Source organism: Nocardioides sp. (assembly GCF_036503465.1).
In the GTDB taxonomy this organism is placed as follows: domain Bacteria; phylum Actinomycetota; class Actinomycetes; order Propionibacteriales; family Nocardioidaceae; genus Nocardioides.
In genome coordinates, this window is sequence record NZ_DASXWU010000095.1 from 107,702 (window position 1) to 122,056 (window position 14,355).

15 protein-coding genes are annotated in these 14,355 nt (G+C 71.4%); 9 read left to right on the top strand and 6 right to left on the bottom strand.

Features of this window, described 5'->3' with window-relative positions; genetic code table 11:
* The 4 genes from VGK78_RS17625 (at window position 1) to dxs (ending at window position 4,139) form a co-directional block, all read left to right on the top strand.
* Complete coding sequence (locus VGK78_RS17625; protein WP_331529061.1) at window positions 1–918, top strand: SMP-30/gluconolactonase/LRE family protein; 918 nt, start codon at window positions 1–3, stop codon at window positions 916–918.
* Window positions 919–1,014: 96 nt separating this feature from the next.
* Window positions 1,015–1,533: a SigE family RNA polymerase sigma factor gene (locus VGK78_RS17630; RefSeq protein WP_331529032.1), complete on the top strand. Its 519-nt coding sequence runs from the start codon at window positions 1,015–1,017 to the stop codon at window positions 1,531–1,533.
* Window positions 1,530–2,144, top strand: a complete 615-nt coding sequence (locus VGK78_RS17635) for a hypothetical protein (RefSeq protein WP_331529033.1) — start codon at window positions 1,530–1,532, stop codon at window positions 2,142–2,144. The genes VGK78_RS17630 and VGK78_RS17635 overlap by 4 nt, the downstream gene beginning before the upstream one ends.
* A gap of 81 nt (window positions 2,145–2,225) precedes the next feature.
* Window positions 2,226–4,139: a 1-deoxy-D-xylulose-5-phosphate synthase gene (gene dxs, locus VGK78_RS17640; RefSeq protein WP_331529034.1), complete on the top strand. Its 1,914-nt coding sequence runs from the start codon at window positions 2,226–2,228 to the stop codon at window positions 4,137–4,139.
* A gap of 103 nt (window positions 4,140–4,242) precedes the next feature.
* Here the strand turns inward: dxs and VGK78_RS17645 are convergent, their stop codons facing one another.
* On the bottom strand, window positions 4,243–5,385 hold the full coding sequence (locus VGK78_RS17645) for a hypothetical protein (protein ID WP_331529035.1): 1,143 nt from the start codon (window positions 5,383–5,385) through the stop codon (window positions 4,243–4,245).
* A complete protein-coding gene (locus VGK78_RS17650; RefSeq protein ID WP_331529036.1) occupies window positions 5,382–5,915 on the bottom strand; it encodes a SigE family RNA polymerase sigma factor in 534 nt (177 codons plus the stop codon). Before VGK78_RS17650 ends, VGK78_RS17645 begins: the two co-directional genes overlap by 4 nt.
* Before the next feature lie 164 nt (window positions 5,916–6,079).
* Here VGK78_RS17650 and VGK78_RS17655 point away from each other — a divergent pair, with 164 nt between their 5' ends.
* Genes VGK78_RS17655 through VGK78_RS17665 form a run of 3 tightly spaced genes read left to right on the top strand, consistent with a single transcriptional unit; the run spans window position 6,080 to window position 8,976 of the window.
* Window positions 6,080–7,006, top strand: coding sequence for a PAC2 family protein (locus VGK78_RS17655; protein ID WP_331529037.1), 927 nt, complete (start codon window positions 6,080–6,082; stop codon window positions 7,004–7,006).
* Entirely contained in the window at window positions 7,006–7,884 is an 879-nt protein-coding gene (locus VGK78_RS17660; protein ID WP_331529038.1) for an acyl-CoA thioesterase II, read from the top strand. Before VGK78_RS17655 ends, VGK78_RS17660 begins: the two co-directional genes overlap by 1 nt.
* A 45-nt stretch (window positions 7,885–7,929) precedes the next feature.
* Window positions 7,930–8,976 (top strand): hypothetical protein, encoded by a 1,047-nt coding sequence (locus VGK78_RS17665; RefSeq protein WP_331529039.1) that lies wholly within the window; start codon window positions 7,930–7,932, stop codon window positions 8,974–8,976.
* Here VGK78_RS17665 and VGK78_RS17670 read toward each other — a convergent pair.
* Window positions 8,874–9,749 (bottom strand): MaoC/PaaZ C-terminal domain-containing protein, encoded by an 876-nt coding sequence (locus tag VGK78_RS17670; protein ID WP_331529040.1) that lies wholly within the window; start codon window positions 9,747–9,749, stop codon window positions 8,874–8,876. The genes VGK78_RS17665 and VGK78_RS17670 overlap by 103 nt on opposite strands.
* Before the next feature lie 4 nt (window positions 9,750–9,753).
* Window positions 9,754–11,085 carry a 3-oxoacyl-ACP reductase gene (locus VGK78_RS17675; protein WP_331529041.1) on the bottom strand — a complete coding sequence of 444 codons (1,332 nt, stop codon included), beginning with the start codon at window positions 11,083–11,085 and terminating at the stop codon, window positions 9,754–9,756.
* A 126-nt stretch (window positions 11,086–11,211) separates the two neighbouring features.
* On the opposite strand from VGK78_RS17675, the gene VGK78_RS17680 reads away from it, so the two are divergent.
* Window positions 11,212–12,501, top strand: coding sequence for an acetyl-CoA C-acetyltransferase (locus VGK78_RS17680; RefSeq protein ID WP_331529042.1), 1,290 nt, complete (start codon window positions 11,212–11,214; stop codon window positions 12,499–12,501).
* Between the two features lie 77 nt (window positions 12,502–12,578).
* Here VGK78_RS17680 and VGK78_RS17685 read toward each other — a convergent pair whose 3' ends face one another.
* Window positions 12,579–13,280, bottom strand: coding sequence for a TetR/AcrR family transcriptional regulator (locus tag VGK78_RS17685; protein ID WP_331529043.1), 702 nt, complete (start codon window positions 13,278–13,280; stop codon window positions 12,579–12,581).
* A 137-nt stretch (window positions 13,281–13,417) separates the two neighbouring features.
* Between VGK78_RS17685 and VGK78_RS17690 the strand changes: the two genes are divergently transcribed.
* Window positions 13,418–13,762: a hypothetical protein gene (locus VGK78_RS17690; RefSeq protein WP_331529044.1), complete on the top strand. Its 345-nt coding sequence runs from the start codon at window positions 13,418–13,420 to the stop codon at window positions 13,760–13,762.
* A gap of 7 nt (window positions 13,763–13,769) precedes the next feature.
* Here VGK78_RS17690 and VGK78_RS17695 read toward each other — a convergent pair whose 3' ends face one another.
* Complete coding sequence (locus tag VGK78_RS17695; protein ID WP_331529045.1) at window positions 13,770–14,348, bottom strand: TerD family protein; 579 nt, start codon at window positions 14,346–14,348, stop codon at window positions 13,770–13,772.
* Window positions 14,349–14,355: the final 7 nt, after the last annotated feature.

The window sequence follows — 14,355 nt, forward strand, 5'->3', positions numbered from 1 at the left end:
ATGCGGGTCATCCCCGTTCCGGGCCCGGGAGCCGAGGACGTCGTCGTGGCGCCGGACGGGCCCGACGCCGGTGCGGCGTTCACCGGGACGGGCGACGGCACGATCTGGCGGGTGCGGGACGACGGCGAGCGGATCGACGCGGTCGCCGACACCGGAGGTCGCCCACTGGGCATCGAGATCGACCTCGAAGGACGCCTCCTGGTCTGCGATGCCGAGAAGGGCGTCCTCCGTGTCGACCCGGGCACGGGCGGGATCGAGGTAGTGGTCGATCGGGTGGCCGGGGTCCCGATGGCGTTCTGCAACAACGCCGCGGTCGCGGGCGACGGCACGGTCTGGTTCTCGGACAGCTCCGCCCACTACGGGATCGACCGCTGGCGCGAGGACTTCGTGCAGGACACCGCCACCGGGCGCCTGCTGCGCCTGGACACCGACGGCGAGGTCGACGTGGTGATCGACGGCCTGCGGTTCGCCAACGGCGTCGCGCTGGCCGCGGACGAGTCGTACGTCGCGGTCGCCGAGACCGCCGCCCGGACCGTCGTACGGCGCTGGCTCACCGGCCCGCTGGCGGGCGACCGCGACCTGCTGGCCGAGGACCTGCCCGGCTATCCGGACAACATCGCCCGGGGAAGCGACGGCCTGATCTGGGTGAGCATCGCTTCGCCCCGCGACGCCCTGGTCGAGAGGCTCCAGCGGTGTCCGCGGCTGCTGCGGAGCTCGGTCACGAAGGTCCCGCAGCGGCTCCAGCCCCAGCCGGGACGGACCGTCCGGGCGCAGGCCTTCGACGACGGGGGCCGACTCGTGCACGACATCGACGCTCCTGCCGACGACTTCCACATGGTGACTGGGGTTCGGGAGCACGACGGCCGGCTCTGGCTCGGGAGCCTGGAGGAGCCGGCGATCGCGGTCGTCGACCTCTGAGGAACCTGTGCCGTGAGGCAACCGTCGGCGCCGCCGTGCCCGTCGTACCAGTGAGGCAGGGAGCGGGACGTCGGGACGTCGGAGGCAGGAGGGCGTGTGCGGCAGGAGATCCGGGACGCCGAGTTCAGTGAGTACGTCGCGGCCCAGCGCGTGCGACTCGTGCGGACGGCGCGGCTGCTGACCGCCGGCGACCACGCCGAGGCTGAGGACGTGGTGCAGGTGGCGCTGACCCGGCTGTACGTGTACTGGCCGCGGGTCCGGCGGGCCGACGACCCGGTCGCCTACGGCTTCCGCGCGCTCACCAACGCGTTCCTGGACGAGCGGCGCCGCGCCCACCGCCGTCGCGAGGTGCCCACCGAGATCACCCCGGACACCGCCGAGCCGGCCGTCGACCACGAGACCCGGTCGACGGTGCTGGCCGCGCTGCACGGGCTCCCGCCGCGCCAGCGCGCGGTGGTGGTGCTCCGGCACTTCCTGCAGTACGACGTCGCCGCGACCGCCCACGCGCTGGGGTGCAGCGAGGGCACCGTCAAGTCCCAGAACGCCAAGGCTCTGAACCGGCTCCGCGAGGTGCTCGGCGCACCCCTCACCACCCAGGAAGGACCGAACCGATGACCGGACTCCAGACTCTTCTCGAGGAAGCGGCCGAGCACCCCGCCGAGCATCCGGCCGGGCTGGACGTTGCCGCCGACCTGCGACGCGGGCACCGCGCACTGCGCCGGCGGCGTGCGCGATGGGCGGCCCTGGGCGTCACCGGAGGGTTGGTGGTCGCCGGAGGTGCGACGTACACCGCGCTGTCGGTGCACCACGAGACCACCACCGAGATCCAGCCGACCGACGGACCGACGTCCTCGGCGCCGCTGCGGACGACGTACTTCGACGTCCCGACGCCCCCGCCCGGCTGGCACGTGGTGGGAGACAGGCCGCAGTACGTGATGATCAGCCGCGACGGGAGCGACGCGGACCTGGACACGTTCGCGGGTCAGCTGGTCGTGATGCTCAGCGACGGCAAGGAGGACTACGGCGTCGGCTCGGTCGAGCACTTCGACGGGCGCACGTTCTACGTGAACACCGAGAACGCCGACGACACAATCCTCGCCGTCCGCGCCGACGACGGGAACTGGCTGCAGCTGCAGTACCCCCGGACCGCCTTCGAGGTGCACACCATGGTCGTCTACCTGGACGGCGTCCGCCTGAAGCCAGGAGCGCAGCCGGCGCTCGGCTGAGCCCGGCGCTCCCGCGAATCCGGTCCGCCAGGGGGTCCTGTCTAGACTCGTCGGGACGCCGCGCCGACCGAAGGGACGTCGATGGGACTGCTGGAGCAGGTCACCTCACCTGCCGACCTCCGAGACCTCACCGACGCTCAGCTCGAGGCCCTGGCCTCGGAGATCCGCGACGAGCTCGTGCGCACCTGTGCGCCCCGCGGAGGCCACCTCGGCCCGAACCTCGGGGTCGTCGAGCTGACCCTGGCCATCCACCGGATGTTCGACTCACCGCGCGACCGGATCGTCTGGGACACCGGCCACCAGGCCTACGTGCACAAGATGCTGACCGGCCGGGCCACGCAGTTCGACGGCCTGCGCACCGAGGGCGGGCTGTCGGGCTACCCCAACCGGGGCGAGTCCGAGCACGACACCGTCGAGAACTCCCACGCGTCGACCTCCCTCTCCTACGCCGACGGACTGGCCAAGGCGTATGCCCTGCGCGGCGAGGACCGGTACGTCGTGGCCGTGATCGGTGACGGTGCCCTCACCGGAGGCATGGCCTGGGAGGCCCTCAACAACATCGCCATGGGCAGCGACCGCAAGCTGATCATGGTCGTCAACGACAACGGCCGCTCCTACCAGCCGACCGTCGGCGGGCTCGCCACCCACCTGGCCACGCTGCGCACCAACCCGCGATACGAGGAGATGCTCGACCTCGTCAAGAAGCGCCTGAACAAGGTGAAGGGTGTCGGACCGGCCGTCTACGACACCCTGCACGCGATGAAGAAGGGGATGAAGGACGCTCTCGCCCCGCAGGGCATGTTCGAGGACCTCGGCCTGAAGTACGTCGGGCCCATCGACGGGCACGACCGGCAGGCCGTCGAGCAGGCGCTCGGCCAGGCCCGACGCTTCGGCGGCCCGGTGATCGTCCACGTGATCACGCACAAGGGGTTCGGCTACAACCCGGCCGAGCGCAACGAGACCGACCAGTTCCACCAGGTGGGAGCGTTCGACGTCGAGACCGGCGAGGCCAGGCCCGCCGGACGGATCTGGACCGACTACTTCACCGAGGAGATGGTCGCGCTCGGCAAGGAGCGCCAGGACATCGTCGGCATCACCGCCGCGATGCTCTACCCGGTAGGACTCGCGCCGTTCGCGGCGGCGTACCCGGGGCGGACCTTCGACGTCGGCATCGCCGAGCAGCACGCCACCACCAGCGCCGCCGGGCTGGCGATGGGCGGCCTCCACCCGGTGGTCGCGATCTACGCGACGTTCCTGAACCGAGCCTTCGACCAGGTGCTGATGGACGTCGCGCTGCACAAGTGCGGCGTCACCTTCGTCCTCGACCGGGCCGGCATCACCGGCACCGACGGCCCGAGCCACAACGGCATGTGGGACCTGTCGATCCTCCAGGTCGTGCCCGGCCTCCGGATCGCCGCGCCGCGCGACGGCGCCCGGGTGCGCGAGCTCCTGCGGGAGGCCGTCGACGTCAACGACGCCCCGACCGTGCTCCGGCTCCCGAAGACCAAGGGGGCACCGCCCGAGGACATCCCCGCGGTCGACCGCGTCGGTGGGTGTGACGTGCTGGTGCGCAGCGGGACCAAGGACGTGCTCGTGGTGGGCATCGGCTCGATGGCGGAGGTCTCGCTCGACGTGGCCGAACGCCTCACGGCCCAGGGGATCGGCGTGACCGTCGTCGACCCGCGCTGGGTCAAGCCGGTCGATCCGGCCCTGGTCGGCCTCGCCCGCGACCACCGGCTCGTGGTCAGCATCGAGGACAACGGCCGTGTCGGCGGGGTCGGCTCGGCCCTCCTCCAGCTGCTGACCGAGGAGGGCGTGACCACGCCCTTCTCCCTGCACGGCGTCCCCCAGGAGTTCCTGGCACACGCCGAGCGGCAGGCGATCCTCGACCGGATCGGCCTGAACGCGCAGACCATCGCCCGCGGCGTCGTGGAGCGCCTCGCCGCCGAGGGCCACGAGCCTGTGCCGATTCGGAGCGGCGGATTACCGGCCTAGGCGGATGATCCGCCGCTTCGAGGGGATCACGACCCAGTCGAGGCTGACGGCACGCTCGCGAAGCAGTGCGACTGCCCCGGCGGACGGCGACTGCGCGGGTTGATCAGCCGGTGCCGGTGGGCAGCGTGACGTCGCTCAGGTGCCCGACGTCGGACGCCGTGACGTGGCAGTCGTTGGTCGACACGTGGCAGGTGAGCAGCGAGATCGGTCCGCTGTCCGAGGTGTCCTTCAGCGCCAGGACGGCCATCGTGTCGTCGCCCAGCCACTGGTACGGCGCGGCGAACGCGTAGCCCGGATGGGCCGGGTCCTGCCGTTGGCCCGTGGCCGAGTCGAAGACCGCGAACTCGTCGTTCTCGTCGGTGAACCAATGCTTCCCGTCGGGCGCGAGGTCGCCTCGGTCGACGTTGGGGACCTGAGGCCTCAGGCCGGCCAGGTCGCCGCCCGGCTTCCAGCCCTTCTGGTCACCGATCGGCCAAGGCAGCAGGTTGGCCGTCGTCACGGCCATGCCGCCGTCCACGCCGACCAGCACCTGGTCGCCGGCCGCGTCGACGACCGTCCCGGAGCCGGGAGGGTTGGTGTCCTTCCACAATGCGGTTGTCCGCAACGGCCAGCTCTCCGAGATGTACGCCTCCCTGCCGTCGAAGTACCAGACATGCCCGTCGGAGACTGCGTCGAGGCGTGGGGGAGATCCGCTCGGCCAGCCGGAGGTCGGGCCTCGCGGGCTGGTCCGGTCGAACGCGACGGTCGGTCCCGGCTCGCCGGGCCCGTAACCGGGCCAGGTCCGGATCACCCGTCCGTCCCACCAGGCGGTGACCCACCCGTCGTCGCTCTCGACCAGCCTGCCGTCGGCCGGGATCTGCCCGATCTGGTGTACGTCGCCGTCCTGCTCGGAGAACACCTGGTGGTCCGGTGTGCTGAAGACGAACCCCCACTTCGTCTGCACCATCGACTCGACCTTGACGCCGACGTCGACCTGGCCTGCGCCCGTGTGGATGACGCTGCCGACGGCGTACGTCAGCGGCCTCGCGTTCTCATCGGCCGGCTGCGGATGCGACGGGCGGTCGCCTCGGGCGACCAGTGCCACGGCGCCGGCGATGACGAGCGCTCCGGCCAACCCGCCTGCCAGCGCGGTACGCCGGCGTCGCAGCCGTCGGTCGCCGGCCCTCGCGAGCGCCTCCGGGTCTGGGTTCCACGGCGCCAGGTCGTCGGCCCGAGCATGCAGGGTGGTGCGCAGCTGTCCGGTCATCGGGTCATCGCCTCCTCGGACGAGAGCAGCTCGACGTCGTCGCCGAGCCGTTCGCGGAGCTTGGCCAGTCCGGCGGAGACCTGGCTCTTGACCGTGCCGACCGCACAGCCCATCGCCTCGGCCGTCTGTGCCTCGGTCAGGTCCTGGTAGAAACGCAGCACGAGTGCCGCCCGCTGACGTGGCGGAAGATCCCGCAGGGCTCGCCAGACGGCATCCCTCTGGGCGACCGCCGACTCGTGACCGGCGGAACCCTCCGAGTCCTCCGGCAGCACCTCGGTCGGTCGCTCGTTGTCCCAGCCCTTGCGGCGGAACCACGAGATCGCAGTCGTCGTGATCGCCTTGCGGCAGTAGGCCTCCGCGTTGCGCGGGTCGCGCAGCCGCGGCCACGCGACGTACGTCTTGGTCAGCGCTTCCTGCACGAGGTCCTGGGCGAGCTGGGTCTCGCCCACCATCAGGTACGCCGCCCGGTGCAGCGCGCCGGCCCGCGCGAGCGCGAACTCGGCGAACTCGGACCGGTCCCGTCGACCCACCGTGATCCTCCGTCCCGAGTGGCGCTGCTCCCGTCTCCCACATCCAGACGAGTCGTGGCCGTCGAAAGGTTCGTCCGGTCGAGAGCCTCGTTCGTGAGCATCGCACGCCGGAATAGGCTGGACGTCTCGGACGCTGAGGTCTGTCCCCGACCCGAGAGGTTCCCGTGCCCGATCCCGACCGACTGGTCCACATCGTCGACGACGTGCCCGAGCTCGACGGACTCCACGAGCTCGCGATGGTGCTCGTCCTCGACGGGTTCCTCGACGCGGGGAGTTCGGCCGCCATCGCCGCACGGCATCTCGTCAACGAGTCGGGGGGCGGCCGCGTGGTCGCGACCTTCGAGGTCGACGAGTTCCACGACTACCGGGCGCGACGGCCGGCGATGTCGTTCGTGCGCGACCACTACGAGCAGTACGACGCCCCGCGGCTCGTCGTGCGGCTGCTCGGCGACGACGCCGGCACGCCGTACCTCCTCATGCACGGTCCGGAGCCGGACAACAAGTGGGAGGCGTTCGCCGCGACGGTCCGTCATGTGGTCGAGCAGCTCCGCGTCAGCCGGGTCGTCGGACTCGGCGCGGTCCCGATGGCGGTGCCGCACACCCGGCCGATCGCGATCACGCACCACGCGAACAACCCGTCCCTGCTGGCCGCCGACAGCCCGTGGCGGGGTGAGCTGCGCATCCCCTCGAGCGCCCAGGCGCTGCTCGAGGTACGGCTCGGCGAGACCGGGCACGACGCGATGGGCTTCGTGGCCCACATCCCGCACTACCTTGCGCAGCTGGACTACCCCGAGGCGTCGGTGTCCCTGCTCGAGCACGTCGAGCGTGGCGCCGGCATCGCCGTCGACCTGACCGACCTCCGCGAGGCCGCCCGCTCGCGCGACGAGGAGATCGCGACGTACCTCGCGGCGAACGCCGAGGTGCTCGAGGTGGTCCAGGCGCTCGAGCAGCAGTACGACGCCTTCGCGCGCGCCGCGGAAGAGGGGAGCAGCCTGCTCGCCGAGGATGAGCCGATCCCGACCGGGGAGGAGATCGGTCGGCAGTTCGAGCAGTTCCTGGCGGGTCTGGACGGACCCGAGGACAACGCCTGATGCCGTCCTCAGCCGCGGAGCTCGTGGAGCTCCTCGACATCGAGACCCTGGACACCGACCTCTTCCGGGGACGCAGCCCCGACACCGACCGGCAGCGTGTCTTCGGGGGGCAGGTCGCCGCGCAGGCCCTGATCGCCGCGATCCGGACCGTCGACGAGGGGCTCGACGTGCACTCGCTGCACGCCTACTTCCTCCGTCCGGGCGACACGACCGTGCCGATCATCTACGACGCCGAGCGGATCCGTGACGGCCGCTCGTTCGAGACCCGGCGCGTGGTGGCCCGGCAGCACGGGCATCCGATCTTCTACCTGACGGCGAACTTCCAGCGCCCTGAGGAGGGCTTCGAGCACCAGGACGCGATGCCGGTCGTTCCCGGTCCCGACCAGGGGCTCACCTTCGCGCAGATCGCGGAGCTGCGGTCCGGCGACAAGCGGTCGGCGGCCGACTTCGCCAAGGAGTGGGCGGCCCTCGACACCCGCTACCTCGGCAACACGGCGTACCCGGGGCACACGAGCCTGGCGGACGACAAGGACCGCCCGGCTCGCGCGCAGCTCTGGGTGCGGGTGAACGGCGAGCTCGGCGACGACCCGGTGCTGCACATCGCGGCCTTCACCTACGCCAGCGACCTGACCTTGCTCGGGGCGACCCTCGTGCCGCACGACGTCGAGATCGGCTCGCCGGAGCTGATGCCGGCGTCGCTCGACCACACCATCTGGTTCCACCGACCGTTCCGCGCGGACCGGTGGTGGCTCTACGACCAGTGGTCCCCGTCGGCGAGCGGGGCGCGCGGGCTGTCGCTGGCGCGTGTCTTCACCGAGGACGGCACTCTCGTCGCGACCGTGGCGCAGGAGGGGCTGATCCGCCGGCGTACCCGGTGAGGTAATCCGCTCGCACGGCCGAGCGGCCCGGCCTAGGGTCGGCCGGTGAGCTCAGGCGCGCACGCTCCCGGTGCCCGGGACACCGTCGAGGTCGCCTGCGACGAGTCCGGGTTCGTGGGTGGGTCGTTGTTCGGCGGCACCCGGGTGTTCACCCACGCCAGCGTGCGCCTCGCGCCCGACGAGGCGGCAGGCCTGGCCGACGAGATCCGACGGCGTACCGGTGCGGGCGACCAGGAGCTCAAGGCGTCGCGCCTCAACCGACCCTGGGCGCATCCCGTCGCGAGATGGCTGTGCGGTCCGGACGGCCCTCTGCAGGCGCGTGCCGTGGTCCACGTGACCGACACCCGGCTGTTCGGACTGGCTCGGCTCGCTCAGGTCGTCCTGGCCGACACGACACCGGAGGGGTGGTGGAGCGCGCGGGAGGACCCTCACAGCTGGGCACAGGCCCTTCGGCTCAGTGCCGTGTTGGGCGAGCTGTCGCCGACCTGGGAGCGCGAGCTCCTGCGCTCCGCCCGTGACCTGCTGTGGATCCGGCGCCGGCGCCGCCTAGGGCAGACGATCGAGGGGTGGGCCGACGTCGTGCGCGCCGTTGCGGACCGGGTGCCCGAGGCCGTCGACCGTCTCTTCGTGGCGACGTGGGCGTCACCGGACGCGCTGGCGCGAGCCCGGACGTACGTCGCGGCACCCCCGGCCGCACCCCTCAGCGAGCCTCTCCTGCCGGCCCTCCGGTGGACCGTGCACCACTGGAGCGCTCTGGGCGACGTCGACGTCGTGCACGACGAGCAGTCGGTTCTCACCCCCGCGCGGGTTACGGCCATCGCCGACGAGCTCGAGAGGTCGTACCCCGGACGAAGGCTGGTGGGGTTCCGCCGCGTCGACTCGCGGGACGACGCGCGCGTGCAGATCGCCGACCTCGTCGCCGGCGTCGTACGTCGCGTGCTCGAGGGCCACCTGTCAGGGGAGGCGGACGACCCGGCGCTGCCGCTCGCTCATCTGGTGGCGGAGGATTCTCTGGTCCTGCCGACCACGTGGGGGGCGCCGTTCTTCGGCGAGGTGAGCGCGAACGCGATGCCGTCGTCCACGGCGTCCTGACCGAAGGCGACCGTCCCCGGCAGCAGGACCGGCTTCTTGAACGCCGCCTCGAGGGTGACCGCGTCGGGAATCCGGTTCTCGAGCGCCGCGACGCAGCGGGCCAGGCTCCACATCCCGTGCGCGATCTGGCGGGGGAAGCCGAACGCCTTCGCCGTGAGCGGGTGGAGATGGATCGGGTTGTGGTCACCCGACACCGCGGCGTACCGGCGACCGACGTCACCCGCGAGCCGCCACCTGACCCGACCCGGGACCGGATCGGCCTCGGCGATCTCGACGGTCTCGACCGGCTCGACGGGCTCCGCCGACGAGGACCCGGCGGGCGGTCGTCCCCGGCGCAGGTACGTCGACGCGTCCTCCCAGACGATCTCGCCGTCCACGCGGGCTGCGGCGAGGAAGTCGAGTGAGGTGCCCTTCGGGTGCGGTCGTAGCTCGGAGGTGTGCACCTCGATCTGCAGGGTCTCGCCGATCGCGACCGGTCGGCGCTGGGTGATGGTGTTGGACAGATGGAGCATCCCGATGGCCGGGTAGGGGAACTCCGGTGACGAGAGCACGGCCATGTGCAGGGGGAAGGCGAGCACGTGCGGGAAGGTCACGGGGGCGGTGTCCTTGACCGGGAAGCCGCACACCTCGGCGTACCGGCGCACGTGGTCGCGTGACACCGTCACGCTCCGCACCTCGTGGAGCATCGACGGGTCGCCACCGGTCTTGCGGATGCCCGGGAGCTGGTTGACCACCGGGATCGAGGGCAGCGCCGCCTTGAGCAGGGTCGGCATCACGTCATGCGCCCAGCATCATCTGGCCGCAGACCCGTACGACGTTCCCGTTGACGGCCGTGGACGCCGGGTCGGCGTACCAGGCGACGGTCTCGGCGACGTCGACCGGCAGCCCGGCCTGGCTCATGGCGTTGAGCCGGCGGCCGACCTCGCGGGAGGCGAACGGCATGGCCGCGGTCATCTTGGTCTCGATGAACCCCGGTGCCACGGCGTTGACGGTGATCCCCTTCTTCAGGGTGCTGGCGAGGGCGTCGACGAACCCGATCACGCCCGCCTTGGAGGCGGCGTAGTTGGTCTGACCGAGGTTGCCGGCGATCCCGGCGATCGAGGCGACCCCGATGATCCGGCCGTTGTCGTGGATGAGCTTCTGTGCCAGGAGCTCATCGGTGATCCGTTCGGGGGCGACCAGGTTGACGCCGAGCACAGAGCTCCAGCGGGCCTCGTCCATGTTGGCGAGCTTCTTGTCGCGGGTGATCCCGGCGTTGTGCACGACCACGTCGACGCCGCCGTGGGCCTGGCTGAGGTGCTGGGCGATCCGCTTCGGAGCGTCCTGGGCGGTGATGTCGAGGGTCAGGTAGTCGCCGTCGAGCTCCTTGGTGAGCCGGATCAGGTCGTCGGCCGCCTGGGGGACGTCCACGCCGACCACGGTTGCGCCGTCGCGTGCGAGCACGCGCGCGATCTGCTCGCCGATGCCGCGGGCGGCGCCGGTGACCAGGGCCACCTTGCCGGCCAGCGGGCGCTGCCAGTCCGAAGTCTCGGCGGGCTCCTTCGCAGTGGTGCCGACCCTGATCACCTGTCCGGAGACGTACGCCGACTTCGGCGACAGCAGGAACCCCAGCGTCGAGCCGACCGCGCTCTCGGCGCCCTCGGTGACATACAGCAGCTGCGCCGTGCCACCACGGCCGACCTCCTTGCCGAGGCTGCGGGTGAAGCCCTCGAGTGCGCGCTGCGCGATGCGCTCGGCGCCCTTCACCTGCTCCGGCGGGGTGCCGACCACGACCAGCCGCGAGCAGGTCTCGAGGCTGCGCATCAGCGGGCCGAAGTAGTTGCGGAGCGCGACCAGCTGGGTCGGGTCGGTCAGCCCGGTCGCGTCGAAGACCAGGCCCTTGTAGCGATGGGCCGGATCAGGGGCTTCCGTGCTCTCGATGTCGAGCGCCTTCAGGACGCCGGGCAGCTGGTCGACGAGCCGGCCGGACCCCCCGACGGCGACGGTCCCGGTCACCAGCGGCGACCCTGCGGCGTACCGCTCGAGCTTGACGGGGTTGGGCAGACCGAGGTTCTTCACCAGCAGCCTGCCCAGCGGCGAGGACACGAAGTCCTGGTAGCGGTCGGTCATGTCGTCCTTCGCTGGTCGAGCCTGTCGAGACCACAGATGTAACAACACGTGTAACTCGGTGTCCACATTTCGTGACGTGCCGCTCATTCGGTTGGGCGCGGCGGCCTCTCCGGCCAGGATAGGAGGATGAGCAGCGAGACCTCCGCCGGGCGCCGTGTGGCCGTCCTCGGCGGCAACCGCATCCCGTTCGCCCGCTCCAACACGGCGTACGCCGACGCGTCGAACCAGGAGATGTTCACCGCGGCCCTCGACGGGCTGGTGAGCCGCTTCGGCCTGGAGGGGGAGCGGGTCGGTGAGGTGGTCGCCGGCGCCGTGCTCAAGCACTCGCGCGACTTCAACCTGGTCCGAGAGTCGGTGCTCGGGTCCAAGCTGGCCGCCGAGACGCCGGGTATCGACATCCAGCAGGCGTGCGGCACCGGGCTGCAGGCAGCGATCCACGTGGCCGACAAGATCGCGCTCGGCGTGATCGACGTCGGGATCGGCGGAGGTGCGGACACGACGTCCGACGCGCCGGTCGCGATCAGCGACAAGCTGCGCAGGAAGCTGATGAAGGTCAACGCCGCCCGGGACACGCGGTCGCGGCTCACCGCACTCGCGCAGATCCGGCCGACGGACATCGGGCTGTCCATCCCGCAGAACGGCGAGCCCCGCACCCGGCTGTCGATGGGCGAGCACGCCGCGCTGACCGCGCTGGAGTGGCGGTTCGGACGCGAGGAGCAGGACGAGCTGGCCGCCGCGTCCCACCAGCACCTGGCCGCGGCGTACGACGCGGGGTTCCTCGACGACCAGATCACGCCGTTCCGCGGGCTCGAGCGCGACTCCAACCTGCGGCCGGACTCGACCGCCGAGTCGCTGGCGAAGCTGAAGCCGGTCTTCGGGAGGGGCGAGGGCGCCACGATGACCGCCGGGAACTCGACGCCGCTGACCGACGGCGCGTCCGCCGTGCTGCTCGGCTCCGAGGCCTGGGCCGCCGACCGCGGGCTCGAGCCGCTCGCGTTCCTGGTCGACCACGAGACCGCCGCCGTCGACTTCGTGCACGGGAACGAGGGGCTGCTGATGGCTCCGGCGTACGCCGTCCCGCGGCTGCTGGCCCGCAACGGCCTGACCCTGCAGGACTTCGACTACTACGAGATCCACGAGGCGTTCGCGTCCCAGGTGCTCGCGACGCTCAAGGCCTGGGACGACCCGGTCTTCTGCAAGGAGCGCCTGCGCCTCGACTCCGTGCTCGGTGAGATCGACCGTTCGAAGCTGAACGTGAACGGCTCCTCGCTCGCGGCCGGCCACCCGTTCGCCGCCACCGGAGGGCGCATCCTGAACGTTGCGGCCAAGCTGCTGGCGCAGAAGGGCTCCGGCCGTGCCCTGATCTCCATCTGCGCCGCCGGCGGTCAGGGCGTCACCGCGATCCTGGAGCGCTGACCCGTTGATAGTACGGATCACGCGGCCGGCCCGGGCGGCCCCCGGACCGGCGGCCTGATCCGTACTATCCGCTCGGTTCAGCCCTGGGCCATGGCCAGGGCGGAGGTGAGCAGGAGGGACTTGACCTGCTCGGCGCCGATCCGGCCGACGTGGGGTACGCCGGGGGCGGCCTCGTCGATGACCAGGCCGACCCGCGCCAGCTGGAGTCCGCCCAGGCCCGTGGCGTACAGCGTGTTCGCCAGCAGCGCAGGGTCGGAGACGGTGAAGTCTCCGCTCGCGACCCCGGCCTCGAGCGCGCGCCGGAGCACGGCCAGGCAGGACGCGATGGCGCGACCCAGCCGCAGCATCGCGCCCTCGGAGATCTCGTCGAAGAGCTCCGTGCCGGTCCGCCGCATCAGGCTGTGGGCGCAGTCGACGAATGCCGGGTGGGCGACCCCGTAGTCCACGAACGCCGAGACGATCACGGCCAGCTGGTCGCGTGGCTTCGCCTCCGACTCGGCCGCCTCGGTCAGTGCCGCGCCGAGCTCGTCGAGGTAGCCGACGAGAGCCAGCGCGAACAGCTCCTCCTTGCCGGTGAAGTGGCGATACACGATCGCCCGGTTGATGCCGACCGCCCGGGCGATGTCCTCGATCTGGGCCTCGGCCACCCCCCGCTCGTCGAACAGCGTCCGGGTCGCGGCGAGGATCGCCGACTCGCGAGCCCGCCGGCGTACGGCGGTCGAGCTGCGCCGACTGTCGGGCCTCTGCTCGGGCCGCTGGGTCCGCGGCTTACTGGCCATGACGGCATGGTACGTCGACTGCAACTCCGAGTTGCACGAGTGTGACGCCAGGCTCCGGCCTCCCCGTGAGGAACGACACCGCTCGCATCGTGGTGAGGGTCCGACGTTCGCCGGTGCGGAGCCGGAACACTGACGGCATGAGCAGGATGCTGCAGTACGTCGTGGGCGCCGTGCTCGTCGTGGCGGTGGTGGTGACGAGCATCGGCTGGTATCTCAGCGCCCATCCCGGCGGTGAGCGCTTCGAGTCCTGCCACTGGGAGAGCGACTCGGTCGTGCTCGGATACAGCTACGGCGTAGGCGACACGGTCAGCACGATGGTCCACCCCGAGGGCGACCACGTCGTGGCGCAGCTGCGCATCGACCGAGCGAGCGGCGCCCAGCCGGCGGTCGCGTTGATGGGCGAGGCGCGCTACCCGGTCTCGGGCGGTCCGCTCCCGATCGAGTACCCGAATGGCGCGGAGCTGAACTGCCCCACGCGCTGACGACAGGTCAGACGAACCGCTGGAGCACGTCGAGGGACTCGGTCGGGACCTTCACCGCGATGCCCTGACCGATCGCCCGCAGCCGCCACCCGTCTGCGTTGTCGGGGTCGCGGAACATCTTGGCCATCATGAAGCCGGTGCGCGGCACGCCCTCGGTCAACGTGAAGCGGGCGAGCTCCTCGTCGTTCTCGTCGACGAGCCGGCAGTAGGCGTTGCGCACGAACTCGAGGCTGTGCCCCTGGTAGCTGCTGACCAGGAACAGCATGGTGTCGACCCGTGGGTAGACGGTCGCGAGGTCGATGGAGATCTGCTCGTCGTCGCCCTCGCCGCGGCCGCTGATGTTGTCGCCGAGGTGCCTCACGGCGCCGTCGCGGGTCTCGAGGTGGTTGAAGAAGGCGAGGTCGAACAGCTGCTCGCCGGCGAACTGCACCGCCGACGCGTCCAGGTCGACGTCGGGGGTGTTGGCGCCGGACATGAACCCGGCTCCCGGCTTCTTGTCCCAGCCCAGCCCCATGGTCAGCCGTCCGAGCGGGGCTCCGTCCTCCCGGGCCAGGGGCATCTCGTCGCCACGCTGCAGCTCGATCACGACTGCG